Origin of the sequence: Agrobacterium sp. P15N1-A (assembly GCF_044626815.1) — a bacterium.
GTDB classification, from domain to species: domain Bacteria; phylum Pseudomonadota; class Alphaproteobacteria; order Rhizobiales; family Rhizobiaceae; genus Agrobacterium; species Agrobacterium leguminum.
Map to the genome: position 1 here is coordinate 280,325 of NZ_JBIUPF010000007.1, position 26,658 is coordinate 306,982.

Here is a 26,658-nt window from a genome sequence, read left to right on the forward strand (position 1 = left end):
GATGACGGAAAAAGCCGTCCCGGCTATAGAAATTCATATGGATACGGATGGAAAGACCCTTCGCCGCGGCTGGACCACGGGCACCTGCGCGGCAGCCGCCACGAAGGCGGCCTGCGCCGCCCTTCTGACCGGCGAATTTCTTTACCCTGTCGAGGTCGAACTTCCAAGCGGCGCGAGGCCGGCATTTTCCCTCGCCACCGAGGAAAAGGGCGAAAACTTCGCGCGCGCCGGCGTCATCAAAGATGCGGGAGACGATCCTGATGTTACCCACGGCGCGCTGATCGAAAGCACGGTGCGGCGCAGTCAGCCGGGAAGCGGCATCACCTTCAAGGCCGGTAAAGGCGTCGGCATCATAACCCGACCGGGCCTGCCCCTGCCACCGGGAGAACCCGCCATCAACCCCGTACCGCGCAAGATGATCGAAACCGCCATTCGCGAGGTGGCCGGAGAAAGTGCCGATTTCGAGGTAGAGATTTCCGTCTGCGATGGCGAGAAGCTGGCGGAGAAAACCCTGAACGGCAGGCTCGGCATCGTCGGCGGCATTTCCATTCTTGGCACAACGGGCGTCGTCATCCCTTTTTCCTGTTCTGCCTGGATCCACTCCATCTGGCGCGGCATCGATGTGGCGCGCGCGACCGGCTGCACCCATGTGCTGGGCGCCACCGGCAACACCTCCGAAAAAGCCGGTCAGGCGCTTTACGATCTGCCTGAAACCGCGCTGATCGACATGGGTGATTTCATTGGCGGCATGCTGAAATATCTGCGCAGCCACCCCGTCGAGCAGGTGACGATTGCCGGCGGCGTCGCCAAGATGACCAAGCTCGCCCAGGGCATGCTCGATGTGCACTCCAAGAAGGGGCTGGCCGATCTCGATGCGCTGGCGGCACTGGCGACGGAAGCCGGAGGCGATGAAAATCTCGCCATTGCCATCCGTCAGGCCAACATGGTCGCGCACGCCTTTGAGCTGTCCGAACGTGCGGGAATAGACCTCGGTGCGGTCGTTGCTGAAAAAGCCTGGGTAACCGCCGCGGCGGCGCTGAAGACGCCCGCCATTGCGCTCGATATTCTGGTTTTCGATCGTCAGGGCGCGCTCAAGGGGCGCACCGCCTCCACGCCGTCGCATCAGCCCTTCGCATCTTCCTTCGGAGACCGGAACCGCCGGACATAATCGGTGCTATAAAGCGCGCTTTCGCGAAAATCCGTGGAGGCAAGTCCACGCCCGACGAAAATCAGGGCCGTCCGCTCCACCGGTTCGGCGGCGAGCTTGTCCTCAATGTCGAACAGCGTGCCGCGAATGACCCGCTCATCCGGCCAGGAAGCGCGAACAACGATGGCGACCGGGCAATCGGAGCCGTAAAGCGGCGTCAGCTCTTCCACCACCCTGCCGATGGCATGAATGGCGAGATGGATGGCAAGCGTCGTACCCGTCGCACCGAAAGCCTTCAGCGTCTCACCGTCAGGCATCTTCGATGCGCGCCCGGAAATGCGGGTCAGCACAAGGCTCTGCGCCACTTCCGGCACCGTCAGTTCCCGCTGCAAAGTGGCGGCGGCGGCGGCAAAGGAGGGTACGCCGGGCGTGACGGTATAATCGAGACCCAGTCGCTCCAGACGGCGGATCTGTTCACCCATGGCGCTCCAGACGGAAAGGTCGCCGGAATGCAGCCGCGCCACATCCTTGCCGGCCTTTGCTGCAGCCACGAATTCCGCCTCGATCTCATCCAGCGAAAGTGCTGCCGTATCGATGATGCGTGCACCCGGAGGGCAATAATCGATAAGCGCCTTCGGAACCAGCGAGCCGGCATAAAGGCACACCGGGCAGGCGGCGATAAGATCGCGCCCGCGCACCGTAATGAGATCGGCAGCACCCGGACCGGCGCCGATGAAATGAACCGTCATTGTTGTTCTCCATGTTCGATGGGGCAGCCGCTATCTTGCGGGGCATCGTCAGTCGTTGCGATGGCCACCGTCACATCGCCAACCACAAGACGCGGCGCGACCAGCCTTGCATTCTCTCCGGCGGCGGCAAGCGCCGCCGCTTCGCTCACACTTGGCGAGCCGGCATGATCAAGGCTTGCCTGTGAAAATGTCATCGTTTTCGAAGCAACCGCCTCAAGCCGCTCCTGCGAGACGATTTCCAGCGACAGCGACAGGCTTTTCGCCGCCTCCACAAGACCGGCTTCATCGGCTTTGAGCGGCGCAGTCGCCAGGCATTCCACCGTCATGCCAAAAGCATGCTCCGCAGCGCGCAATCCGGCGATGACAGCATCCGAACCCGCACCTCTGCGGCAGCCTATGCCAGCCACTGTCACCATGGCTTGGTCCAGCTCCATTGCGTCACCGGCATTGCCGGACGCCAACCCGACATGGAACCGACAGCCGTCACCCGCGACACATCCAGACGGATCATCGATCCGCCGTGCCGCGCATGGGCAGCAAGCAGCGCCGCCTCCATTTCCAGCGTTACCGCATTGGCGACCAGCCGCCCGCCGGGCTTCAGGGCCTCCATGGCACCCTCAAGCACGCCCGCTTCACTGCCGCCGCCACCGATGAAAATAGCATCCGGCTGAGGCAAGCCTTCAAAAGCCGCAGGGGCCGCGCCGATCATCACCTCAAGCGCCGGCACACCGAAAGCTTCAGCATTGCGGGCGATACGCTCCGCCCTTTCCGGGTGTTGCTCTATGGCGATGGCACGGAGCGAGGGATGGGACAGCATCCATTCGATACCGATCGAACCCGAACCGGCGCCGATATCCCACAGCAACTCGCCCCGCCCTGGAGCCAGAGAGGAAAGTGTCACGGCCCGGATTTCACGCTTGGTGATCTGCCCGTCATGTTCGAACAGGCTATCATCAAGCCCACATGTGAGAGGCAGAACGCGCGCACCTTCATCCGTCACGACGTCAATCGCTACCACGTTCAGCGGATCAATATCAGCAAATGCGAAATCAGCCGCTCTGACCTGCCGCCGCCTCTCCCGCTCTCCACCCAGGGCTTCAAGCAAGACGAATTCCGACTGGCCGAAACCCAAATCGGACAACAATTCCGCGATCAAGGCCGGGGCGTGGGCATCCGAGGTGAGCGCGACGATGCGTGCGCCGGTATGAAGATACGGCCGCAGGAGATCGATGGAACGTCCGTGCAGCGAAACGCAGTCGACCGATTGCAGCGCCCAGCCGAGCCGTGCGGCAGCCAGCGAGAAAGCCGAGGGCGAGGGATAACAAACTGTCTCATCCGCCTCAATCCGCCGCAGAAGCGTAATACCGACGCCATAAAAGAACGGATCGCCGGAAGCCAGCACACAAACCCTTTTGCCACGCAACACCACGACATCGCTCATATCCGTGTCGAACGGCACCGGCCAGCGCCGTGCTTCACCACGAATGGCCGCAGCCGCCAGTTCCAGATGGCGTTTGCCGCCGAAAACCACCTCGGCCGCCTCAATCGCCTCAATCGCATTCCGGCCCAGCCCCTCAAGCCCATCTTCACCAATGCCGACGATGGAAAGCCAGGGCTTTTCTTTCTTTTCGGTGGAAGCATCGCCCGTTCCAGAATATTCAGACGTCATGACACGCTCCATACTCATCCTTGGTGGCACGGCGGATGCCCGTATTCTGGCCGGCAGGCTGGCGGAAGAACCCGGCTACCGAATTCTGCTCTCCATGGCCGGCCGCACGCTCGCGCCGGTCGAACAGCCGGTGCCGATGCGCAGCGGCGGTTTTGGCGGCGCGGGCGGTCTCGCGGATTTCATTCGCGCAGAGAATTTCGATATTCTGGTGGACGCCACCCATCCCTATGCGGCGAAGATTTCCGCCAACGCCATTGAGGCCGCAGGGCGTGCCAAAGTTCCGCTGGTCGTCCTTTCGCGTCCTGCCTGGCAGCGTCAGCCGGGTGACAGGTGGCATGAGGTGGACAGCGTCGAACAGGCTGTCACCGCGCTCGGCAGCGAAGGCAGGCGCGCGTTTTTGGCTTTGGGACGGCAGGAGCTTCTTCCTTTCGAAGCGGCGCCCCAGCACAACTATCTCATCCGCAGCGTCGATCCGGTGGAGCCGCCACTGAAACTGCCGCATGCGCGCTACATTACCGCGCGCGGCCCCTTTGCGTTGGACGACGAAATCCGCATGCTGGAAGAAAACCGCATCGAGACGGTGGTCTCGAAAAACTCCGGCGGCAGCGCGAGCTATGGCAAGATCGAAGCAGCGCGACGGCTCGGCCTGCCGGTCATCATGATCGACCGGCCGCGACAGCGGTACGACACGCCCCTGAATGACCTGACGGTGCCGGATATTACCGCTGCGCTCACCGCCATCCACCATCAGCTCTCTCTTTTCGAAAAACGCGGCGAATAAACCAGCGGTTCTTTGCCGGAACGCTCGATCAGACGGGTTTCAACCGAACCGACGATGATACAGGTGGCCATATCCGCCATGTCGCTCGAGGCTTCCGAAAGAGGCACGACCCGAATACGCTCATCCGCCCGGCCTGCCGCGCGACCGAAGATAACCGGCACCGAGCCGGGCAAATGCGCGCGTAACAGATCAAAAGCGGTAGCGAGCTGGTGCGGACGCGCCTTGCTGACGGGATTGTAGAATGCCATCACAAAGCCTGCTTCTGCCGCCGCGATCAGCCGTTTTTCAATAATGCCCCACGGCTTGAGATTATCCGACAGCGAAATGGCGCAGAAATCATGGCCAAGCGGCGCGCCGGCCTTTGCGGCCACGGCCAGCATGGCAGTCACACCCGGCACGACGGAGAAATCGATATCGCGCCATTCGGCGGGCCCGCTTTCAATCGCCTCGCAAACCGCCGCCGCCATGGCGAAAACGCCGGGATCACCGCCGGACACCACGCACACCTTGCCGCCTGAAGCCGCAAGCCGCAGAGCCTGCTCGGCGCGGGAAATCTCCTCGCGATTATCGGATGCATGACGACGCTGGTGCGGCTCAAGCGCCAGCCGGTCGAGATAGGGAATATAACCGAAGAAATCCTCAGAAGTCTCGACTGCAGCAAGCGCCTCCGGCGTCACCTGCGCCGCGCTGCCCGGGCCGAGGCCCACGACGACGAGCCTGCCGGTCATGACTTTTCACCTGAAGAGGGTCTGGTTTTCCAGCCCGGCACCAGAACCAGCGAAAAATAGGGCGCAGGCGATGCATCGCGTTCGATGAGCCGCACCGCGTGGCTGTTGGCCATTGTACCACGCTCGACATAAAGCGCGTCTTCAAGCTTGCCAGCCTTTTCCAGCGCCCGGCGAATTTTCGGCAGGTTGCGCCCCACCTTCATGATCACCGCGCCATCCGTGCCGGACAGACGTTCCGTCAGAACATCTTCGCCGAGCGTACCGGGAAGCACGCTCAAAATATCATCGCCCTGCACAAGCGGCAGACCGGCCATGGACCAGCAGCCGGACATGGCCGTGATACCCGCAACGACCTCCGCCGGATAAGATGGCGCAAGCCGCAGATGAAGGTGCATATAAGAACCGTAAAACAGCGGATCGCCTTCCGACAGCACGGCGACATTGCGCCCGGCTTCGAGATGCACAGCGATGTCCTTTGCCGACTGATCGAAAAAGGCGGCGATGGCATCACGGTAATCGTCGCCGTTTTTGTCGCTTTCGACGGTTACCGGATAGACCAGCGGCATTTCCAGCGTGCCGGGGCGAATGAAGGCTTCGACAATACCGCGACCGTTGCCGGTGCCGCCTTTCTTGCAAAAAAAGGCGAGCACATCGGCGTTTTCAATGGCGCGGACAGCCTTCAGTGTCAGAAGCTCAGGATCGCCAGGGCCGGTGCCGACGCCCACGAGTTTACCCTTCGGATGTTCGAAAAGAGCCGCGCTCACAGGCCAGCCCTCGCAACGGCGTTGATGGCGGCAGCGGTCATGGCCGAACCACCCATGCGCCCCTTGACGATGGCATAGGGAATGCCAAGCGAACTTGCCTCCAGCGCATCTTTCGATTCCGCCGCACCGACAAAGCCAACCGGCATGCCGATGATGGCGGCCGGGCGCGCGGCGCCTTTTTCCAGCATCTCAAGCAGATAGAACAGTGCAGTCGGCGCATTGCCAATGGCAACCAGAGCGCCGTCCAGCTTCTCTGCCCACAGGTCGAGCGCGGCGGCGGAGCGGGTGTTGCCGATCGTTTTCGCCAGATCCGGCGTGCGGGGATCGCGAAGGGTGCAGACCACCTCGTTATCAGCCGGAAGGCGGGCGCGCGTCACGCCATGGGCAACCATTTCCGCATCGCAAAGAACAGGCTTGCCGGCTCGTAGAGCACCGCGTGCAGCGGCAACAAAATCCGGTGAAAAGCGGAAATGGCTAGCCGCCTCCACCTGCCCGCAGGCGTGGATCATGCGAATGGCGATGTCCGCCTGCTCTTCGGTAAAGGCGGACAAATCCGCTTCCTCGCGAATGATGGCGAAGGAGCGCTCATAGATCGCATTGCCGTCGCGAATATAGTCATAGTCGGTCATTGCTCATCCTGTCGAAGCGCCGCACCGATCGTCTGTTTACCCAGCCGGGCAAACAGGGTGGCGGCGTTTTCACCGGGCTTATGTTCTTTTTCGTAAAGACGGGCAAGCCGCGAAAGCGCCGTCCTCTGGTGCTGGAAAGGTAAAATGCCATCCGGCACGTCACCGGCGCGGCCCGAAATCGAAAAGGCCAGGCCATCGGCGGTGCCGGAAAAAGTGAGAAGCGACGGCGCGGGGTGCGCGCAACCTTTGCCGCAGCCGGAAATATGCAGCGTGAAAGAGCCATCCAGCAACGAGGCGCATTCCTCAGACGCAAAGGCGGCCAATTCATGGGTAGGGAGAAAAGCCGAAGCGCAGCCCGGCGCACCGGGACAGGCCGCAATGGAAGAGCGCGCATCACCTGCCATCGTGATGAAACCGGACGCCCTTGCAATCTCAAGCAATACGCCGCAGGCAGATGACGATCCGAAAAATAGCAGGCTATGGTTTGGTGCCGGCCGCAGGGCCGTGATACCGAGCATACCGGCCCGTTCGCAGAGATGCGCCAAATCGGAGGCCCGGATTTGCCCGAAAGCAGGCGCGACACCAATGGCGAAGCGATCCTTTCCCGTCATCATCAGTCCGAGAGACGCAGAAGCCGCCCTGGCGTCATCAACAATCACACGATCCAAAAGGCGATCACCGCAGATCGCTTTTATCGTCGAATGGTCCAGATCGCGGCCACGGGCAAGCGGCCCTTCGCCGGCCAGATAGACGAGCAGCGACAGGACGACACCCGCCGCTGTGTCCGTCTCGACCAATCCGGCATTCAGCGACTTACTTTCCGGTCCACCCACGAGCAATCGCCAGACGGCCCGCCCATTAAGCGACACAGCTTTCAGGCGAATATCGGCCAACAAATCTTCCATGGAGAGGCGCCCGCCGCCATCAATGACGACAGACATTTTAGCGGCAAGCTTTTCATGGAGAACGAGCCTGTCGGCCTCTTTTCGAATCTCCTCGGCGAGAGGGCGACCATCAGCAATTTCAGCGTCATCACGGCCGGCAAGAGGCAACGTCTCGACCGCGAGCCCCGCACGCAGCGGCAAATCCAGCGCCAGCACATCTTTTTCCAGAGCGCAGGCGCTTTCCGGCGTCAGGCCGCGAAATTGCAGGCTGCCGCGTGCTGTAATGTCGACCAATCCGTTGCCGTGCCGCTCGGCAAGATGACAAAGCACCACCATGTCACGCGGGTCGATATCCGCCTCGAAAGCGATCCGCGACAAAAAACCGTCGCCGGTGCGCATGGGAGCGGACAGGGCCGGGCAGAGACCACGGCGGCCAAATGGCTGAACGGGATCGGCAGCGGCCATCATTACGCCTCCACCCTTTGGGAGCGCGGCAGGATCAGCATTTCAAGTTCCGCATCCACCGCGTTGCGGCGGCTGTGCCACAGCCCGCGACGGCGGGCGGATAAAAAGCGTTCGGCCATCACCTGCGCCGCTCTCGGGTTTTCCCGCAGGATGAAATCGCGCACATCCTCATTGCCGAAATAGGCATCGTAAAGCGCCTCGATCAACGAGGAGGACACCGCATGGGTGGTTTCGGCAAAGCCGATCAACCGATCCACCGTCTCGAGGAATTCCGCAGCCCCGCGCGGACCGTGCCGCATCTGGCCGGCAATGAAGCGGGGATTGACGGCGCGCGCGCGCACCACCCGCGTCAGCGCCTGCGTCATCGACCTCGCACGCGGGCGCGCCGGATCTGTCGTATCCAGAGCAACAATATCGGCGACGTCGCCAAGCACGGCTTTCGCGGCGGAAAAACCGCCGATGAAGGCGACATCCGAAGAACCGTCCAGAAGGTCGCGGCCTGGATCGTCACCGGTATGAACCAGAAGATCGGCACGCCTGACCAGCTCGACAAAACCGGTATCTTCGAAAATCTCCAGCCCGTCCGCACCGCCGAAAGCGTGGCTCGCCGCATCGAGATAGGCCTGCCCCAGCTCCTCGCGTTCGTCCCATTTCCCGCTGGCCAACTTTTCTTCAATACCGGCACCATAGGTGCCGGGCGCGGAGCCGAAAATGCGCGCCGGAATATGCCCGAGCGTGGCGGCCTCTTCCGCAAGCGGATTGTCGCCAGGCGCTTCCTCCCGCCGCGCGACGGCCTTGGCGGCGGCGTCGAGAAGCGCGATCAGCGCGGGGAACATGTCGCGGAACAGGCCGGAAATGCGAAAGGTGACGTCGACACGCGGCCGCCCCAGGCTCGCCGGCGGCAGAACCTCGATACCGGTGACCCGGCCGGTGGCGGGGTCGTGGATCGGTCTTGCCCCCATCAGATGCAGCGCCTGCGCTACATCCTCACCGCCATTGCGCAGGCTGGCGCTGCCCCACAGATCGAAAACAAGATGTTTCGGCCAGTCGCCATGGGACTGCAGATGATGGCGCAGCACCTCTTCGCCCGCCATGCGGCCCAGCTCGAAAGCCGTCGGCGTCGGCATGGTGCGTGGATCGGCGGCATAGAGATTGCGGCCCGTGGGCAACACATCGAGCCGCCCGCGCGCAGGCGCGCCGGAAGGGCCGGGGACGATATGCCGGCCATCTAGCGCGGCAAGCAGGGCAGCTTTTTCCGATCTGGCGCTTTCGAGCCTCAGAAAGCCGGTCTCACCCTCGGAGCTGCGCCCAAAAACATGCTGGCCGTCCTTGATGGCGAAATCCTTGAGGTCGCAGAGAAAGGCGTCAATGCGTGAGAGGGCCGCATCGGCATCATCCTTCGCAGCCACGCCCGCTTCCGCCGCAAGCCCGGTCTCCAGCGCCTTTTCGACGATCAGTTTCGCCAGCCGGTCACGCCGGCGGCGATCCAGCCCATCCGCCTGTGCATATTCATCGACGAGCTGCTCCAGCGCCGACTGTTCCAGCGAAAGTCCGGCATTGACCAGCACCGGCGGGACATGGCCGATGGTCACGGCCGCGATCCGCCGCTTGGCGACCGCCGCCTCGCCCGGATTGGAAATGATGAATGGATAGACCACCGGCAGCGAGCCGGTGACGATTTCGGGAAAACAATTGCGGGAAAGCGCCACCGTCTTGCCCGGCAGCCATTCCAGCGTGCCGTGCGCGCCCACATGCACAATGGCATGCGCGCCCGCAATCCGCTGCATCCATGCACCGAAGGCAACAAGCGCGTGACGCGGCGGCAGGGCAGGGTCGTGGTAGTCCACCCGACGATCCTCATTGCGGCCCCTGTCCGGCGCAAGCGCCACGAATACTTCGCCGAAACGGGCAGCGCGGAACCGGAATGCACCATTGACGAGTCCATCGTCATCGGTTGGCACGCCCCATGTCGCGTTTATGGACCCGGCAGATGCCGACGGCAAGGCGGAGAAAAAAGCCTCGTAGGTGGAAAGATCGATTGCCGCTTCCTGTTGCTCGACGCAGTCGAGCAGCGCTCGCGCGGTCTTAGGAATATCCTTCACCGTATAACCGGCCCCGGCGAGATCCTGCAGCATTTCGAGAACGCTTTGCGGCACATCGAGACCGACGGCATAACCGGTTCGCCCGGGCGCCGCACCGGGATAATCCGGCATCAGGATGACGATGCGGCGATCCCGTGGAAGGGCATTCCTCAGCCGCAGGAAAGCAGCGATGCGATTTGCCACCTGCTCGACACGATCAGCCTCGGGTACATTGAGCAAACTCGCGCGGCCATCCACGCGCGCCCGTTTGAACGAGATCGCACCAGCGAGAATCCGGCCATCCAGTTCCGGCAGGACGACATGCATGGCAAGATCGGAGGGATTGAGACCCCGCGCATTTTCCGCCCATCCGTCCCGCCGCGTCGTCGCCATCACCACCTGAAACACCGGCACGCCGAGACGGTCGAACAGGGTTGTTCCGTCGTCATTCGTCTGGCTGGCGAAGGCGGTGGCGGTAATGATGGCGGCGGGCTTCAGATCGGGCAGTACCGTTTCGAGGAAACGAATCGCCTCCCCATCCTTCAGACCACTGACAAAAATCGGCAGGGGTGCAAAACCGCGCTGCGAGAGCGCCTCGAAAAGCGCATCCACCGGTGCAGCATCTGCCGCCAGCAGCATGGAACGGTAAAACAGAATGGGCAGAACGGGCGCACCGCCGGGAAAACCCGCGCAGGCTTCCGCCCTATCCACTACGCCCCTGCCAGGCCGGTAAAAACCGGCTTTCGGCAGCGGTTCGGCTTCGATATCCGGCCATGCCTCGCTCCTTGCAAGAGCGGCGAGACCGAGAGCAAGCCGGCCCATATTCTCCTGCCCGCCCTCGCGGAAGAAGGAGAGGACCGAGGCCAAAATCCGCCGATCGACGGTCGAGGCCACTTCGAGTTTCTCGTCCCTTTCGCTGCACTCACCCGGCAAAAGCAGAAGCTTGATGCCGCGCCTGCGTGCAAGAATGGAAAGCTGATCGACACCGTAACGCCAGCGTTCCGCACCGCCGAGAATCCGGATAAGAATAACCTTGGCATGTTCCGCCGTCTTTTCGATCCAGAGATCGACCGACATGGGATGTCGAAGCTCGGAGAGGTTGGCGGCTGACAGGGAGGGGAGCGCACCCTCTGTTCGCCGCCAGGCCTGCTCCAGCCCGGCCAGATCGCTCGCCGAAAAAGACAGCACCACCACATCCGACCGGGGCTGGTTGAGATCAACCGGCTCGATCAGGTCGTCCAGAGACGAGGATGTGGTGGCGAGGATGTGCATCGTCAGGCGGCCAGCATCTGTTCGATCTTTTCGCGGTTGATGCCCTTTTCACCGATGACGACGAGGCGGCTGCGGCGTTCCTCACCCGCGGCCCATGGCCGGTCGTAATAATGGTTGACGCGACTGCCGACAGCCTGCACCTGCAGGCGCATCGGCTTTGCGGAAACCTCGATGAAGCCCTTGATACGCAGGACATTTTCCGCAGCCGCCGTCTCTGCGATACGGGCTGCCAGCGCTTCCGGATCAGTCACGGCCGGCAGATCGATGACGAAGCTGTCGAAATCGTCATGCTCGTGGTCGAGTTCGCCATCATGGTGGGTACGGCGGTTTTCGATATCCTCTTCCACCGCAAGGCCAAGACCGATCAGCACGGCGGGGTCGATGGCGCCATTGGAGGCCACGACGATCTTTGCCGCCTTCGGCAGATGTTCGAGAACATGCGCCTTGGCCTTGTCCAGACCGGCATCGTCAAGAAGATCGGCCTTGGTCAGCACGATAAGATCGGCGCAGGCGACCTGGTCTTCGAAAACCTCTTCGACCGGGTCATCGTGATCGAGCGCCTCGTCATTGGCCCGTTGGGCGGCGAGTGCTTCCATGTCGTGCGCCACCTGCCCTTCGGCAAGGGCGGCGCCATCCACCACGGCGACGACGGCATCCACCGTCACGCGGCTCTTGATCGCCGGCCACTGGAAGGCCTGCACCAGCGGCTTCGGCAGAGCGAGGCCCGAAGTTTCGATGAGGATATGCTCCACCTTCGGCTGGCGGCTCAGAATCTGTTCGATGGCGGGCTGGAAATCATCCGCCACCGTGCAGCAGATGCAGCCATTGGCCAGTTCGACGATGTTTTCCTCCGGGCAGCTTTCAATACCGCAGCCTTTGAGAATCTCGCCATCGATGCCGATATCGCCGAACTCGTTGACGATGATCGCCAGCCGCTTGCCGTCCAGCTTTTCGAGAAGGCCGCGCAGCAGCGTGGTTTTGCCAGCCCCCAGAAAGCCGGTGACGATGGTGCAGGGAACGCGGTCCAGAAGGGTGCTCATGATCTCTCCTCGGTAAAATCGAATGGGGGAATGCGCGCCACCATGCCGCGCTTTAAGGGTTCGGGGCGGCCGCGCCAGGGCATCAGGCCGTCGGAAGCGGCCGCCAGCAGCCGTGCGCCGGTCAGCAAATCTTCCGCATCACCGGTCGTCAGCCCGCCGAAGACATAGGACCACCCATTGGCGCTGCGCAGCACGGCGCTAAGCCCGCGTTTGCAATTGGCGAGGCAGTTGACGGAACGAGCGGCGACACCCGTTTCCTCCGCTTTTGCCATGACGGCATCGGCGAGGCGTGAGCCGGGGCGCGGTTCGGCATTGGGGTCGGCTTCATCACGACAGCTTCTGCAAACGAAGACGGTCACGCCGGACGCCGTTTCGTCCCGCGTGTTTCCGTCAGCAGATGAAGATGTCGCTGAAATATCCAAACCGTATCGTTTCCCGCGCCTTGCAAAAAATCTTTGGGGTGCGGATGTCGAAAACGGTATGCGGCCAGACGCAAACCGGATGTTCGATCTAACCGACTGACCGGAGCACCCCGCCCGGCAGACGTTTTTCCTGAAACGGCAGGTCTCCTGGCTCGCGGCTTTACACCCTGACACCGCCTTCCCGAACCCGTTGAGGTGTCCAGTGGCTTTACGGTGCGGGCTTACCGCTTACAGTTGCGGGGGCAGCCACGGAATGACCCGGTAGTCGGGCTGGAACCGTGTTCCCTCTTAGCTTTTCCCGTTGCCGGGAAAAGACCGTCAGTCCGTTACCCTTAGGCTGAACGGGCGTGAGGGTCAATGCCGCGGCCCTGTGGCACGCACATTGCCGGGTGCGGCAAATTGGGTATAGTCGCCGCTCCGAATGGCGGGGGCACCGGGTCCCGCGCCGCTGGATGAAAAGGAAAACGCGATGACACGCGACATCAGCGATAGCGAAGCCGAACGCCACCGGCAGAAAATGGTCAACCGCAAGACGGTGCAGGACGCAGAGGTTGCGGAAAAGACCATCGAAAAAGGTCTGCTGATGATCAATACCGGCCCCGGCAAGGGCAAATCCACCGCCGCTTTCGGCCTTGCCCTGCGCATGCTCGGCACCGGGCGGCGGGTGGGCATCGTTCAATTCATCAAGGGCGCATGGTCGACGGGAGAACAGCAGGCGCTGACTTTGTTCGGCGACAGGGTCGTGTGGCGCACCATGGGCGAAGGGTTCACCTGGGACACGCAGGATTTGAAACGCGATGTCGCAGCGGCGGCAAAGGCCTGGGAAGAAGCCAAGATCCTGATGGCGGACGAGACCATCGGCCTGCTGATCCTCGATGAGCTGAACATCGCGCTCCGTTACGATTACCTGCCGCTGGAAGAGGTGGTCGAGACGCTTTCCAGCCGCAGGCCCGATCTGCATGTCATCGTCACCGGCCGCAACGCCAAGCAACCGCTCATCGACGCGGCCGATATGGTGACGGAAATGACCCTCGTGAAACATCACTTCAAGGCGGGCGTGAAGGCGCAGGCGGGGATAGAATTCTGACATGGCTGCACGCGTGCTGATGTTTCAGGGAACCGGCTCGGATGTCGGCAAATCGCTGATGGTGGCCGGCCTTGCCCGTGCCTTCGCCAAGCGCGGCCTGTCCGTCACGCCGTTCAAACCGCAGAACATGTCGAACAATGCGGCGGTCACCGCCGATGGCGGCGAGATTGGCCGTGCGCAGGCGCTGCAGGCACGGGCGGCGGGCGTGCCGCTTTCCGTGCACATGAACCCGGTGCTCCTGAAGCCGCAGAGCGAGACCGGCGCACAGGTGGTGGTGCAGGGCAAGATCGCCGGCAATGCCAAAGCGGCCGATTATCAGCACATGAAGGCCGGGCTGATGCCGCGCGTGCTCGAAAGCTTTAACCGCCTGAAACAACAGGCCGATCTGGTGCTGGTGGAAGGTGCCGGCAGCGCCTCCGAAATCAACCTGCGTGCCAATGATATCGCCAATATGGGTTTTGCGAGAGCTGCGGACGCGCCTGTGATCCTGATCGGCGATATCGACCGGGGCGGCGTCATCGCCAGCCTCGTCGGCACCAAAGCCGTGCTCGACGCTGAAGACGCGGCGATGATCGAAGGTTTTATCGTCAATCGCTTTCGCGGGGATCCGGCCCTGTTTTCAGACGGCATGCGGATAATTGCAGAAAAAACCGGTTGGGCCTCCATCGGGCTCCTGCCACATTTTGCCGACGCCGCTAAGTTGCCGGCAGAGGATGCTCTCGGGCTTTCCGGCCCGGCTGAGCGGAAACCTGGCGCGAAGATCCGCATTGCCGTACCGATCCTGCCGCATATTTCCAATTTCGACGATCTCGATCCGTTGGATATGGAACCGGATGTCGAGCTCATCCGCGTGCGGCCGGGCGAAACCATTCCCGCCGATTGCCGGCTGGTACTGCTTTGCGGCTCGAAAGCCACCATCGCCGATCTTGCCGTGCTGAAAAATACAGGGCTCGACATCGATATCAAGGCGCATGTGAGACGCGGCGGCCATGTTCTGGGCCTCTGCGGCGGATACCAAATGCTTGGGAAAACAGTTGCCGATCCCGAAGGCATCGAAGGACCGCCGGCAACAGTCGATGGGCTCGGCCTGCTGGATGTAGACACTGTTCTGACGGGCGACAAAAGGCTGGTTTCCGTTACAGGGAAGAGTTTCGACGGAATTGGTTTATCCGGCTATGAAATGCATGTCGGTGAAACCACGAGCGGAACCGACGGCCTGCCTTTTTCGAAAATTGATGGGCATGAAGACGGCGCTGTGTCGCCTGACGGCCGCATCTTCGGCACCTATATTCACGGCCTGTTTTCGGATGACCGCCAACGCGGCGCGTGGCTTGAGCGGCTTGGCGGACGGAACACGGAACTGAACTACGATGCTCAGGTGGACGCCGTTCTTGATCGCCTCGCGGCGCATATGGAACAGCACCTCGATCTCGACCGTCTGCTTGCTATAGCGCGATAAGGATTGCCAGAAGTCCCAACAGGCCGATCAATAAGAGGTCGGCAACCCGTGTGAGCCGCAGCGCCTTGCGAATATCGCCGGCAATCAGCGCCGCCCTCCCGCCTTCGCCCATGAAACGGGCCTCGATCATCTGCCCGCCATAGGAGCGCGGCCCTGCGAGCGCAAAGCCGAGAGCGCCGGCCAGCGCCGCCTCCGGCCAGCCGGCATTGGGAGAACGGTGATGGTGGGCATCGCGACGTATCGCGGCCATGGCCCCGCCGGGTGATGCGCCCTTAACAAAAAACGCCGCGACAACGAAAAGAACGCCGCTCAGCCGCGAGGCCGGTAGATTGACCAGATCGTCCAGCCGGGCGGAGGCCCAGCCGAAGGCCTCATGGCGGGGTGAGCGATGGCCAATCATGCTGTCGGCCGTATTGATCGCCTTGTAAACCGCACCGCCCGGCAGGCCCAGGAGACCGAGCCAGAAGGCAGGCGCGACGATGCCGTCGGAAAAATTCTCGGCCAGACTTTCGATAGCTGCCCGGCAGATCGCCGCCTCGTCCAGCTTTTGCGGATCGCGCCCGACGATCATCGATACCGCCTTGCGGCCGCCTTCCACACCCTCTCGTTCCAGCGCAGTGGCGACAGCCTCCACATGCTGCTCGAGACTTTTCTGCGCCGGCAGCGAAGCGCCAAGCACGGCAACCAGCAAAAGGCCGAAGGGCAGGAAGAGGAGAATGGATTGCGCTAACCATGCAACAAGCAGCGTCAGCCCGACGAAAACAACGAGAGCCGCCACGCCTGCCCCCTTGCGCTGTGAAAATGACGCGCTCTCCCGGTTCCATTTTTTATCCAGCAGCGCGATAAGCGAACCGATCCAGGTGACGGGATGGCCGATGCGTTTGAACAGCCAGTCCGGATAGCCGGTCAGACGTTCGATCACGAGCGACAGGAAAGCGAGAGCAAAAAACATGGGCGAAACAGTACCAGAAAAGGCGAAAGCTGCGATCCGTCACGGCGGCAATCTCGGCAGGGCGCGTCTGATGTTTCCTGAAGCGCCAGAACCATGGATCGACCTTTCGACCGGGATCAATCCGCACTCCTATCCGCATTCGCCGATCCCCGCCAGCGCATTCGCGCGCCTGCCGGAACCGGACGCCGCCGAAAAATTGAAACATCTGGCCGCAGCGCATTTCGACGCGCCTTCCGCCCGGCATGTGGCGCTTTCCCCCGGCACCCAGATGCTGATGCCATTGCTGGCTCAGATCGCTATCGCCCTCGGGGCCAAGAGCGGCGCCGTTCTTTCACCCGCCTATGCGGAACATGCCCGGACCGCACGCATGGCCGGACTGGCTGTGACTGAGGTGGAAAACATCAACGCGATGTCGGCTCACGACTATGCCGTGGTGGTCAATCCCAATAACCCCGATGGCCGCATCACGGATCGCGCCGCATTGTTGTCGCTGGCCGAAGCCATGCGCCGCAGGAGCGGGCTGCTCGTCGTGGACGAAGCCTTCATCGAGACAGGAGGTGCCGAAAGCCTCGCAGATGCCGCCGGTCAGGATGCGCTTGTGGTCCTGCGCTCCTTCGGCAAATTTTACGGCATGGCGGGCGTTCGGCTGGGTTTCGCGATTGCGCAGCCCGATATCACTGCTGAACTGGAGGCAAGGCTCGGACCCTGGGCGGTTTCCGGCCCGGCGCTGCATATCGCGACGCAGGCTCTGGCGGATGGGGAATGGCAATCATCCATGCGGCGGCACCTTGCCGAAGACGCCCGGCGCATGAATGCCATGCTGGAGAAAGCGGGGCTGGCAATTGCCGGCGGCACCTCACTGTTTGCTCTGGTGCGGGATCCCCGCGCGGCAGACCTGTTCAGCCATCTCGGCCGGCACGGCATTCTGGTCCGCATTTTTGATGAAAGGCCGAACGACATGCGTTTCGGCCTTCCGGGTAGCGAAACGGAGTGGCAGCGCCTCAAGGAGGCGCTGTCATCCTTTGACTATTCCTCGAAGGTGTAGGTCTCAATCGACTCCGGCTTCATTTCGATGGAGAAGCCCGGCAGTTTCGGCGGCGTGTAGGCAGCATTTCTGATATCGCAGGGCTCGATGAAATGCTCGTGCAGGTGGTCGACATATTCGATCACGCGGCCTTCCTTCGTGCCTGATACGACCAGATAGTCGATCATCGACAGATGCTGCACATATTCGCAAAGGCCGACGCCGCCGGCATGCGGCCAAACCGGCAGATTGTATTTGGCGGCGATCAGCAGCACCGCCAGCACCTCGTTCAAACCACCCATGCGGCAGCTGTCGATCTGCACCACGTCGATCGCGCCTTCGGCGATGAACTGCTTGAACATGATGCGGTTCTGGCACATTTCACCGGTCGCCACCTTCACCGGGCCGATGGCCGCGCGGATCTTGCGATGGCCCGCGACATCGTCCGGGCTGGTCGGCTCCTCGATGAAGAATGGCTTGGCGAAGGCGAGCTTCTTCACCCAGTCGATTGCCTGATCCACTTCCCATACCTGGTTGGCGTCGATCATCAGGTAACGGTCGGGACCGATCACCTCACGGGCAATGGTGAGACGGCGGATGTCGTCTTCCAGATCGCGGCCGACCTTCATCTTCACATGGTTGAATCCGGCATCGATGGCTTCCTGGCAAAGGCGGCGCAGCTTGGCGTCGTCATAACCGAGCCAGCCGGCCGACGTGGTATAGCAGGCATAACCTTCGTTCTTCAGCGTCTCGATACGTTCCTTCTTGCCGCTTTCGGCTTTTTTGAGGATCGCAAGCGCCTCGTCACGGGTCAGCACATCCGTCAGATAGCGGTAATCGACGATATCGGCGATTTCTTCCGGGCTCATATCGGCAACGAGCTGCCAGACCGGCTTGCCCGCCTTCTTGGCCAGCAGATCCCACACGGCATTGACGACGGCGCCGGTGGCGAGATGCATCGCGCCCTTGTCCGGACCGATCCAGCGCAGCTGGCTGTCGCTGGTCAGATGCCGCCAATATTTGCCGGGGTTCTCGGTGACGGTGGCAAGATCGGTGCCGACGACCAGATGACGCATCGCTTCGATGGCCATGCAGCAGATGTCGTTACCGCGGCCGATGGTGAAGGTCAGCCCGTGGCCTTTGAGACCCGGCTCATCGGTATCGAGAATGACGTAAGCCGCCGAATAATCCGGGTCGGGGTTCATCGCATCCGAACCGTCGAGGCTCTGGGACGTCGGAAAACGCAGGTCGAAAACACGCAGATCAGTAATTTTGGTCATGGCCGTTCACTCGCGGTCAGTGTCAAAGGAAATCGTTCAATCGTGGTGGAAGGTTTCTTCCATCATCGCCCACCACTCGCCTTCCTTCCGGCTTTCGAGCGGTTGCTGGCAGGGAATGGTGAAGGACCACCATTCCTGGTTCTTGGGGCTTGCGGCCATCTTCGCCATGTCGGCGCTGATATCGCTGCCGTGATATTCCCAATAGCCGAAGAGCAGATTTTCCGGCTCGCGCAGGAAGATCGTGTAGTTGCGGATATTGCAGTCGCTGATAAGCGCCAGAATTTCAGGCCACACAGTCGCATGCAGCCTTTTATATTCCGCGATCATCTCCGGTTTGACGCCTATGACCATGCCCATGCGCTGCATTAAAAACTCCGTTATTGCTTGATGGTGGCGAGCGCAGCACGCAGCTTCGACTGCGGCAGGCTCAATTCCAGCCGCTCCGCTGCGGCAATGACCGGGACAAAGCGGCGGCGCTTCTTTTCATCGTGGTTGCCGGCGATATCGGAGAGCCGATGCGCGAGAAAGGGGTTGCGCAAACGCTCCCGCAGCACGCCAATATAGGCCTGCGCATCATCCCCCATGCCTTCAGCAGCAAAGACCGGCAGAACCTCGTCGCGCCAAAGCGTCTCCAGATCCGCAACGAGAGCATCGTCGGCCATTGCCTGACGCACCGTCTCGTCCTTCGCACGCGCATCCTGCAACCAGCGTTCCGCCAGATAGGAATGGCCGAGATTGAGCAGGAAAAGCTTCAGCTTTTCATAGTGATCGAGATCGTCGGTCAGCACCACGGCAGGGTGGGTGCAGGGCAGGACAAGCCCGTCCTGCTTCTCTACTGCCCATAGCGCATAGGGCTCCGCCACCGCACCCACCGGGTCGATAGGCTCGGAGACGATGCGATCCACCAGACTATTGGCGAAACGGCATTTCTCATTCAGATAAAAGGCAAAACCCGCGGGCAATTGCCATTCATCGGCAAGCCGGCGAATGACCTGTTTCAGCTTTTCGCCATTGCGCGGCACGAGTTCGCAGGGGAAGATGGACACAGGCGCTTCCGGATTGCGCTGAAAACGCTCCAGCAGCAACATGCAGAGTTTCGCCGGAAAGCTTTTCGGTACGATCGTGAAATCGCCAGCAAGCCCGGCACTATCAGCCGAATCCAGCTCATAACCGCGATCGCCCGTATTGGACAGAATGACCTCGACCTCCCAGGCAAGGCGGCGCACTTCGGCCCAATCGGTCGCAGCCGTCAATGCCCGCGCGACGGCCCCGCCCTGAATTTCCTCATCCACTTCCTGCCCATCGCGGATGCCGCGAATACGCACGGGGTAGGGTGCCCCGCTGTTCAGCGCCGCAACACGCTTCAAGCTCTCCGCATTGCCGGTCGTCTGGACAATCGCGATGCGCCCGAGAGCCTCGCCCTTGTCCAGCGCCTGCGAAACAAAGAGATCCGCATGCGCCAGAAGAAAGCGGCTGGTGCCGAATTGCAGGATGGGCGTATCGGGCGTCATGCGACCTCCACCATGCCTTTGATCACTCCAGCCTTCGGATCGGTCAGGCCGGCGAATCTGGAGGGCACATCGGCAAGCGTCATGCGATGGGTGATCAGCGCTTCCGGTACCTTGCCTTCCCGCAGCGCCTGCAGGACGCGCTCGAAATCCTGAGGCGTGGCATTGCGGCTGCCGAGCAGCGTCGTCTCCCGCTTGTGGAACTCCGGATCGTTGAAGCTGATATCGCTGGCGACGATGGAGACCAGCACATAGGAACCGCCATGGCCGACAAAGGAAAAGCCGCGCTCCATGGCTTTCGGATTGCCGGTCGCATCGAAGACCGCATCGAAGAAATCGCCGTCGGTGATTTCGGAAAGACGATCTTTGTCACCTTCGCCAAGTGTCACCGTATGCGCAACACCGAGATGCTCCTTACAGAACTCCAACCGGTCGGTACGTCCGTCAATCATGGTCACTTCGCCACCATCGAGAACCGCGAAAACCGCAACCGCCATGCCAATCGGCCCGGCGCCGACGATCAGAACCTTCTGCCCCTTCTCGACTGCGCCACGGCGCACCGCATGCGCACCGATGGCCAGAAATTCGGTCATCGCCGCCTGATCGAGGCTCAACCCCTCCGCCTTCAGCACGAATTGCTGCGGCACGCTCAGATATTCAACCATGCCGCCATCGCGATGAACGCCCAGCACACCGATATTGCGGCAGCAATTGCTCTTGCCCTTCAGGCAGGCGCTGCATTTGCCGCACGAGATATAGGGAATGACGGTGACCACGTCGCCTGCGGAAAGATGGCTGCCTTGCGGCGCCTCTTCCACCGTGCCGGAAAGCTCATGGCCCATGATACGCGGATAGGAAAGATAAGGCTGGTTGCCGGTGAAGATGTGCAGGTCCGTGCCGCAAACCCCGATGCGGCGAATACGCACCAGCACTTCACCTTCGCCACGCGCTGGTTTCGGCAGTTCCTTGGAGACGAGTTGACCAGGGGTTTCGCAGAAAATCGCCAGCATGCATCACCTGTGGGAAAGGGAATAAAAACGAACGGCGTTACCGCCAAAGACTGCCGCATGGTCCTCTGCCGGCACGATATCGCGGCAGAAATCCAGCCACGCCTGATAATCGCCCGCCAGCCGCAACACCGGCCAGTCACTGCCAAAAATCACGCGGTTGCCGCCAAAGAGTTCCAGAATGGTCTCGGCATAAGGCCGTACCGCTTCCGGCCGCTGCTCACCGCGCTCGGTCAGCAGACCGGAGAGCTTGCAATGGACATTGGAAAGAGCCGCCAGAGCGGCCATATCCTTGCGCCAGTCGCTGTAGTGACCGGTAGCAATCAACGGCTTCGCGCCATGGTCGATGACTATCGGCAATTGCGGATGGCGGCGGGCAAAAGCGAGGAGATGCGGCAGATTGGGCGGCAGGACCAGTGCGTCGAACGCCAGACCATGTTTTACCAGCGCCGCCACGGCAGGCTCCAGCGCCGGATCATCGATCCAGGCCACATCCTCCATGCCTTGCAGCATCGGGCGGACACCCTTGAAAGCCGGATGTTTCGCGCGGCGTGCGATTTCCGCTGCCGCATCAGCAGACTTCATGTCCACCCAGCCAACCACGCCCTTGATGAAATCGGTCTTTTCCGCCAGCGCCAGCATGAAATCCGTGTCGGCCGCCGTCTCCATCGTCTGAACCAGCACGGTACCGGTAACTCCGGCAGCGGCCAGCAAAGGCGACAGGTCGACGGGGAGAAAATCCCGGTAGATGGCGGCGAGCGACGGCGGCGGCCATTGCCCGGCGCGATCCTTCATCAGCCAGAAATGCTGGTGGGCGTCGATGAGCATTGCCTCAGGCCTTTCCGCCCGGTACGGGCGCACCTTCGGCAATCAGACCGCGCCTGTGCAGTTCGGACCAGAATTCATCCGGGATCGACTGTTCGAACCATTCGATATTGGAGGCGAGCTGCTGCGCATTGCGCGCACCCGAAACGACCGTGACCGACGCCGGATGGGCAAGCGGAAATTGCAGTGCAGCAGCCTGCAGCGATACGCCGAGTTCCTCGCAAACACCCTGCAGCGCATCGACACGCGTGAGAATATCGGCGGGCGCATCGGCATAATTGAATTTGCGGTTACCGGCCAGAATGCCGGAATTGAACGCGCCCGCGACAACGATGCCAACACCGCTTTCAGCGCAACGGTTCATGAAAGCAAGGCTCTGCTGCTCCAGCAGCGTATAACGGCCGGCGAGCATGGCGACGTCGATATCGAAGACATCCATCGTGTCGCTGACGATTTCCCATTCATTGACACCAAGACCGACGGCCCCCGTCGATCCCTCCTCGCGTAGTTTGCCAAGCGCCCGGAACCCACCGCCCGTGGTCAGCTGCTCCCAGTAATGCTGGTGCTTTTCGCCATGGGTGAAGGAGCCGATATCGTGCACATAAAGAATATCCGGCTTCAGAACGCCGAGCCGCTGCTGGCTTGCCTCGAAGGAGCGCAGGATACCGTCATAGGAATAATCATAGACCGGGCGGAACGGCAGGGGCGCTATATAGGCATCCTCCTCCGGACCTACGGTCTCGTCAGGCACCATCACACGGCCGACCTTGGTGCTCAGCGTATATTCGCTCCGGTCATGCTCCGTCACCATGGTGCCGAGGCGACGCTCCGACCGCGTATAGCCGTAAAAGGGCGCGGTATCGAAATAACGCATACCGCTTTCCCATGCCTTGTCGAACGCACCCTTGGACTCTTCATAGGGCGTGACGCGGTAGAGATTACCCATCTGGGCGCAACCGAGGCCCATGACGGTGACGTCGACGGCGCGGCGCGGCAATTTACGTGTATCGGAGACTTTCATCGCAGGGACTTTCCAGCTTGTCTTTGGAAAGACGCGCCGCCGCAAAGCGGCGCGTCATCACGCAATCAATAAAGAACGTTCTTGGCTTCCGGCTTTTCGATATTGTCCTTGGTGACAACAACGACGCCGGTGTCGACGAACTTCTCGACCTTTTCCTTGCCGATGAGCTTGGAAATGGTCTCTACGCCCTTTTCACCCATCTGATAGGAACCCTGAACCACGATACCGGCCAGTGTGCCATCCTTGACGAAGCCCTGAAGGTCCTGGTTGCCGTCGAAGCCGATGGCGACGACCTTGCCGGCCTTGCCGCTCTGGGCCAGCGCACGGCCGACGCCGATCGCAGTCGGCTCATTGGCGCCGAAAATGCCCTTGAGGTCGGAATTGGCGGCCAGAACGTCGGTCGTCTGGTTCAGCGCGGTCGCCATCTGCGACTGCGAATAGAACGGGCCGACGATTTTCAGGTTGGAATTCATCTGGATGTAATCGGTGAAACCGCCGACACGACCGATTTCAGAACCGGCACCGGCGACATAGGACATGACGGCGATCTTGCCTTCCTTGCCCACCTTGTCGATCAGCGCCTGCGCTGCCAGTTCGCCGGCTTTCTTGTTGTCGGTCGCCAGGAACGACTGGTAATATTGCTCCGAGCCCTTTGCGAGCTGCGAGTCGATCAGAACCACCGGAATACGGGCTTCCCAGGCCTTCTTGACGGCAGGCACCAGCGCGTCCGGATCGGAAGGCGCCAGAACAATGCCCGCGACCTTACGGTTGATGGCGTTTTCGACCATGTTGACCTGGTCGGCAATGGCGGACTCGGCAGCCGGACCCTGGAAGGTCATGGTATTGCCGGAAGAGTTCTTCATCGCCGCATCAGCGCCCTTCTGGACGTTCTGCCAGAAGGTGGAGTTGACGGTCTTGACGATGACGGCGATTTCACCGGCCTGCACGGTGGAAACGCTCCACAGCGCGATTGCGGATGTCAGAAGGGCAGTCGCAATTTTCTTCATTTCTTCCTCCGTGATGTCGGCATACCGGGCCTCCCCTTGCCGATCTTTTTTGCGGAAAGGGTCCGCAGGCCCTTGATCAGCGGCGGTTGCGCAACTGGTCGATCCAGACGGTGACCAGAATGACGAGGCCGATGATGATCTGTTGCGTGAAGGCGGACACGCCGTTCATGTTGAGACCGTTGCGCAGGATGCCGATGACGAAGGCGCCGATGGCCGTGCCGGAAATCGTGCCCACGCCGCCGATCAGCGATGTGCCGCCGATAACGGCGCTGGCAATGGCGTCCAGCTCATACATCACACCCTCGTTCGGCTGGGCGGTGACGAGGCGAGACATCAGCACACAGCCCGTCAACCCGGCGAGCGTCCCGGACAGGATGTAGGTGAAATTGGTAACGCGGGCGACATTGACGCCGGAAAGGCGCGCGGCTTCGGCGTTGGAACCGACAGCGTAAATGTGACGGCCGAGGATCGAGCGGTTGAGCATGAAGGAAACCGCAAGCGCAATCACCACCATCAGGATGACGGGGTAGGGGATGCCGGGAAACACCACATTCGGAAAGCCGTCATCGCCAATGTTAACGATGCGGAAGAGGGCGCCGTTGCCGAGTTCGCCGAAAGATTCGCCAAGACCGGAGACGGCGCGCGCACCGGTGATCTGCAGCGCCACGCCGCGGGCGATCAGCATCATGCCAAGGGTGGCGATGAAGGGCGGCAGCTTGAAACGGGTGACCAGAAGACCGTTGATGAGCCCGCAGAGCGATCCCGTCAGAATGCCGAGCAACATGCCGACCGGCACCGGCATGCCGAGTTCCTTCACCGCAAGGGCGGCGACGACGCCGGCAAGCGCAAGCACCGAACCGACGGAAAGATCGATGCCGCCGGTGATGATGACACAGGTGGCCCCGATGCCGAGCAGGGCGATGGACGTGACCTGCAACGCAATCGTCATGCCGTTATTGACGGTGAAGAAGGCGCTGCTGGTGGCGGAAAAGACCGCGACAAGCGCAAAAAGACTGCCAAGTGCGGCAAACTTCTGGATAATGTCCTTCTGGCGGTCGCTGACTGCGAAGCTCTTCTTGGTTTCTGCAATATTGGCCATGTCGTTCCTCACTGCGCGGTCCGGCCGTAACCGGACGCATACCGCATGATTTCTTCCTGATTGGTCTTGGCGGTTTCGAGCACGCCCGTAATCCGGCCCTGGTGGAAAACGGCGATACGATCCGTCAGCCCCAGAATTTCCGGCAGTTCCGAACTGATGAGAATGACACCGATGCCCTGCGCGGCGAGCTCGTCCATGATCTTGTAGATCGCGAATTTCGCGCCGACATCGATGCCGCGTGTCGGCTCGTCGAAGAACAGCACGCGAGATTGCCGGAACAACCATTTGCCGATGATGATTTTCTGCTGATTGCCGCCGGAGAGCAGCCGCACCGTCTGCCCGATCGAGGGAGTACGGATATTCAGGAGATCGACGTAGCGTTTTGCCACATCGTCATGTTTCTTGAAATCGATCAGGCCGAAACGGTTGGAAACCTCGCCGAGATTGGCAAGCGTCGTATTGGCCGCCACCGACATCTTGATAGCGAGGCCATCGCTTTTGCGGTCTTCCGAGAGATAGGCGATGCCCTCCTCGATGGCGTCCTGCGGCGAGCTGATCGAAAGCTCCCGCCCGTTGAAAACGATCCTGCCAGCATCAAGCGGGTCTGCGCCGAAGATGGCCCGGGCGACTTCGGTGCGGCCAGCACCCATCAGCCCGGCAAAACCGAGGATTTCACCACGTCGCAGCGAAAAACCGACGTCGTGGAACACGCCGCTGCGCGTCAGGCCCTCGACGGAAAAAATAACATCTTCCGTGGGGCGCGATGTGCGCTCGGGGAATTTGTCTTCCAGCGAACGCCCGACCATGCGCGTGACGATGTCGTCAACGGTGATCGAAGCGAAATCGTCGGTCGAAATATAACGTCCGTCACGCAGAACCGTCACACGGTCGACGATTTCGGCCATTTCATCGAGACGGTGGGAAATATAAACGATCCCGACACCGGATGCCTTGAGATCGCGGATGACCTTGAACAGGAGCCGGGTCTCCTGTTCGGTCAACGAAGAGGTCGGCTCATCCATGATGAGCACTTCAGCGTCAAGAGAAAGCGCCTTTGCGATTTCCACCATCTGACACTGGGCGACCGAAAGACCGCGGACGATCTGGTCGGGGTCGATATCGACACCCAGGCGGTCGAGACAGCGCTTGGCATCGAGACGCAGCTTCTTGCGGTCGACGAGGAAACCGCGACGCGGTTCGCGCGCAAGATAGATGTTTTCGGCGACGGAAAGATGCGGAACGAGGTTCAGTTCCTGATGGATGATGGCGATGCCGGCGGCTTCGGATTCCAGCGGCGATGCATATTGCACCTTCACACCTTTATGAAGGATGGTGCCGTCGCTCGGCTGATAGACGCCGCTGACGATCTTCATCAGCGTCGATTTTCCCGCGCCATTTTCGCCGCAGACGGCATGCACCTCGCCGGCGCGCAGATCGAAATGCACGTTCGACAGTGCTTTGACGCCGGGAAATTCCTTGCTGATGTTATCGAGGCGCAGGAGCACCGCACGCTGTCCATGCGCCATCTGTTCAGGCGAAAAATCGCCCCGAATTGTCGATGCGCCCTGCGACATCTGGAAACCTCCCACCCGTATCCCCGCTCCACCGGGGTCATGAACAGGCCAAATGGTTAGGCCGGTTTTTCTGAATGGTCAAGCCAATTAGGCCAAAATTTGCGAAGCCATATCCAAAACAGAAGCAATACATGAAACGATAACCGATAATAAATACGTAATTTCATGTACTTAAGTAATTCCT

At 61.2% G+C, this 26,658-nt stretch carries 25 protein-coding genes and 1 riboswitch; of the genes, 5 read left to right on the forward strand and 20 right to left on the reverse strand.

Going from position 1 to position 26,658, the window contains the following annotated elements; genetic code table 11:
• Positions 1-37 precede the first annotated feature (37 nt).
• Positions 38-1,168: a cobalt-precorrin-5B (C(1))-methyltransferase gene (locus ACIK7D_RS22425; protein WP_400157375.1), complete on the forward strand. Its 1,131-nt coding sequence runs from the start codon at positions 38-40 to the stop codon at positions 1,166-1,168.
• On the opposite strand, the gene cobM is transcribed toward ACIK7D_RS22425, so the two are convergent.
• From cobM to cbiE, 3 genes are read right to left on the reverse strand one after another with little or no spacing between them, the layout of a single operon-like run.
• Positions 1,123-1,896 carry a precorrin-4 C(11)-methyltransferase gene (gene cobM / locus ACIK7D_RS22430; protein WP_400157376.1) on the reverse strand — a complete coding sequence of 258 codons (774 nt, stop codon included), beginning with the start codon at positions 1,894-1,896 and terminating at the stop codon, positions 1,123-1,125. The two genes, ACIK7D_RS22425 and cobM, sit on opposite strands and share 46 nt — an antisense overlap.
• A complete protein-coding gene (locus ACIK7D_RS22435) occupies positions 1,893-2,312 on the reverse strand; it encodes a cobalamin biosynthesis protein (protein ID WP_262535530.1) in 420 nt (139 codons plus the stop codon). Before ACIK7D_RS22435 ends, cobM begins: the two co-directional genes overlap by 4 nt.
• On the reverse strand, positions 2,306-3,565 hold the full coding sequence (cbiE, locus tag ACIK7D_RS22440) for a precorrin-6y C5,15-methyltransferase (decarboxylating) subunit CbiE (protein WP_400157377.1): 1,260 nt from the start codon (positions 3,563-3,565) through the stop codon (positions 2,306-2,308). Before cbiE ends, ACIK7D_RS22435 begins: the two co-directional genes overlap by 7 nt.
• On the opposite strand from cbiE, the gene ACIK7D_RS22445 reads away from it, so the two are divergent.
• Entirely contained in the window at positions 3,564-4,346 is a 783-nt protein-coding gene (locus ACIK7D_RS22445; protein WP_400157378.1) for a cobalt-precorrin-6A reductase, read from the forward strand. The two genes, cbiE and ACIK7D_RS22445, sit on opposite strands and share 2 nt — an antisense overlap.
• On the opposite strand, the gene ACIK7D_RS22450 is transcribed toward ACIK7D_RS22445, so the two are convergent.
• From ACIK7D_RS22450 to ACIK7D_RS22480, 7 genes are read right to left on the reverse strand one after another with little or no spacing between them, the layout of a single operon-like run.
• The gene (locus ACIK7D_RS22450) at positions 4,313-5,074 is read right to left on the reverse strand and encodes a precorrin-3B C(17)-methyltransferase (RefSeq protein ID WP_400157379.1); all 762 of its coding nucleotides are present in this window, start codon (positions 5,072-5,074) and stop codon (positions 4,313-4,315) included. The two genes, ACIK7D_RS22445 and ACIK7D_RS22450, sit on opposite strands and share 34 nt — an antisense overlap.
• Positions 5,071-5,838, reverse strand: a complete 768-nt coding sequence (locus ACIK7D_RS22455; protein WP_400157380.1) for a precorrin-2 C(20)-methyltransferase — start codon at positions 5,836-5,838, stop codon at positions 5,071-5,073. The genes ACIK7D_RS22450 and ACIK7D_RS22455 overlap by 4 nt, the downstream gene beginning before the upstream one ends.
• On the reverse strand, positions 5,835-6,467 hold the full coding sequence (locus tag ACIK7D_RS22460; protein ID WP_400157381.1) for a precorrin-8X methylmutase: 633 nt from the start codon (positions 6,465-6,467) through the stop codon (positions 5,835-5,837). The genes ACIK7D_RS22455 and ACIK7D_RS22460 overlap by 4 nt, the downstream gene beginning before the upstream one ends.
• Complete coding sequence (gene cobG, locus ACIK7D_RS22465; RefSeq protein ID WP_400157382.1) at positions 6,464-7,819, reverse strand: precorrin-3B synthase; 1,356 nt, start codon at positions 7,817-7,819, stop codon at positions 6,464-6,466. The genes ACIK7D_RS22460 and cobG overlap by 4 nt, the downstream gene beginning before the upstream one ends.
• Positions 7,819-11,169, reverse strand: coding sequence for a cobaltochelatase subunit CobN (cobN, locus tag ACIK7D_RS22470; RefSeq protein ID WP_400157383.1), 3,351 nt, complete (start codon positions 11,167-11,169; stop codon positions 7,819-7,821). Before cobN ends, cobG begins: the two co-directional genes overlap by 1 nt.
• 2 nt (positions 11,170-11,171) lie before the next feature.
• Positions 11,172-12,209, reverse strand: coding sequence for a cobalamin biosynthesis protein CobW (gene cobW / locus ACIK7D_RS22475; protein WP_059759744.1), 1,038 nt, complete (start codon positions 12,207-12,209; stop codon positions 11,172-11,174).
• Positions 12,206-12,631: a DUF1636 family protein gene (locus ACIK7D_RS22480; RefSeq protein ID WP_400157384.1), complete on the reverse strand. Its 426-nt coding sequence runs from the start codon at positions 12,629-12,631 to the stop codon at positions 12,206-12,208. The genes cobW and ACIK7D_RS22480 overlap by 4 nt, the downstream gene beginning before the upstream one ends.
• Before the next feature lie 119 nt (positions 12,632-12,750).
• Positions 12,751-12,966: riboswitch (cobalamin riboswitch) on the reverse strand.
• Between the two features lie 134 nt (positions 12,967-13,100).
• On the opposite strand from ACIK7D_RS22480, the gene cobO reads away from it, so the two are divergent.
• Complete coding sequence (cobO, locus tag ACIK7D_RS22485; RefSeq protein WP_400157385.1) at positions 13,101-13,718, forward strand: cob(I)yrinic acid a,c-diamide adenosyltransferase; 618 nt, start codon at positions 13,101-13,103, stop codon at positions 13,716-13,718.
• 1 nt (position 13,719) lies between these two features.
• Entirely contained in the window at positions 13,720-15,177 is a 1,458-nt protein-coding gene (locus ACIK7D_RS22490) for a cobyric acid synthase (RefSeq protein WP_400157386.1), read from the forward strand.
• Here the strand turns inward: ACIK7D_RS22490 and cbiB are convergent.
• Positions 15,164-16,129: an adenosylcobinamide-phosphate synthase CbiB gene (gene cbiB / locus ACIK7D_RS22495; RefSeq protein WP_400157387.1), complete on the reverse strand. Its 966-nt coding sequence runs from the start codon at positions 16,127-16,129 to the stop codon at positions 15,164-15,166. The two genes, ACIK7D_RS22490 and cbiB, sit on opposite strands and share 14 nt — an antisense overlap.
• Here cbiB and cobD point away from each other — a divergent pair.
• Complete coding sequence (gene cobD / locus ACIK7D_RS22500) at positions 16,128-17,174, forward strand: threonine-phosphate decarboxylase CobD (RefSeq protein ID WP_400157388.1); 1,047 nt, start codon at positions 16,128-16,130, stop codon at positions 17,172-17,174. The genes cbiB and cobD overlap by 2 nt on opposite strands.
• Here cobD and ACIK7D_RS22505 read toward each other — a convergent pair.
• The 9 genes from ACIK7D_RS22505 to ACIK7D_RS22545 all read right to left on the reverse strand — a co-directional run bounded on the left by ACIK7D_RS22505 (position 17,156) and on the right by ACIK7D_RS22545 (position 26,474).
• Complete coding sequence (locus ACIK7D_RS22505) at positions 17,156-18,433, reverse strand: L-fuconate dehydratase (protein WP_400157389.1); 1,278 nt, start codon at positions 18,431-18,433, stop codon at positions 17,156-17,158. The genes cobD and ACIK7D_RS22505 overlap by 19 nt on opposite strands.
• A gap of 36 nt (positions 18,434-18,469) precedes the next feature.
• Positions 18,470-18,799 carry an L-rhamnose mutarotase gene (locus ACIK7D_RS22510; protein ID WP_080815456.1) on the reverse strand — a complete coding sequence of 110 codons (330 nt, stop codon included), beginning with the start codon at positions 18,797-18,799 and terminating at the stop codon, positions 18,470-18,472.
• Between the two features lie 11 nt (positions 18,800-18,810).
• Positions 18,811-19,944: a mannitol dehydrogenase family protein gene (locus ACIK7D_RS22515; RefSeq protein WP_400157390.1), complete on the reverse strand. Its 1,134-nt coding sequence runs from the start codon at positions 19,942-19,944 to the stop codon at positions 18,811-18,813.
• On the reverse strand, positions 19,941-20,951 hold the full coding sequence (locus ACIK7D_RS22520) for a zinc-binding alcohol dehydrogenase family protein (protein WP_137452581.1): 1,011 nt from the start codon (positions 20,949-20,951) through the stop codon (positions 19,941-19,943). The genes ACIK7D_RS22515 and ACIK7D_RS22520 overlap by 4 nt, the downstream gene beginning before the upstream one ends.
• Before the next feature lie 3 nt (positions 20,952-20,954).
• Positions 20,955-21,776: an amidohydrolase family protein gene (locus tag ACIK7D_RS22525; protein ID WP_400157391.1), complete on the reverse strand. Its 822-nt coding sequence runs from the start codon at positions 21,774-21,776 to the stop codon at positions 20,955-20,957.
• A gap of 4 nt (positions 21,777-21,780) precedes the next feature.
• Positions 21,781-22,794, reverse strand: coding sequence for an aldo/keto reductase (locus ACIK7D_RS22530; protein WP_400157392.1), 1,014 nt, complete (start codon positions 22,792-22,794; stop codon positions 21,781-21,783).
• 65 nt (positions 22,795-22,859) lie between these two features.
• Positions 22,860-23,801, reverse strand: coding sequence for an ABC transporter substrate-binding protein (locus ACIK7D_RS22535; RefSeq protein ID WP_003520222.1), 942 nt, complete (start codon positions 23,799-23,801; stop codon positions 22,860-22,862).
• A 76-nt stretch (positions 23,802-23,877) separates the two neighbouring features.
• Positions 23,878-24,900, reverse strand: a complete 1,023-nt coding sequence (locus ACIK7D_RS22540) for an ABC transporter permease (RefSeq protein WP_080815444.1) — start codon at positions 24,898-24,900, stop codon at positions 23,878-23,880.
• A gap of 8 nt (positions 24,901-24,908) precedes the next feature.
• Positions 24,909-26,474, reverse strand: coding sequence for a sugar ABC transporter ATP-binding protein (locus ACIK7D_RS22545; RefSeq protein ID WP_161987780.1), 1,566 nt, complete (start codon positions 26,472-26,474; stop codon positions 24,909-24,911).
• Positions 26,475-26,658 lie beyond the last annotated feature (184 nt).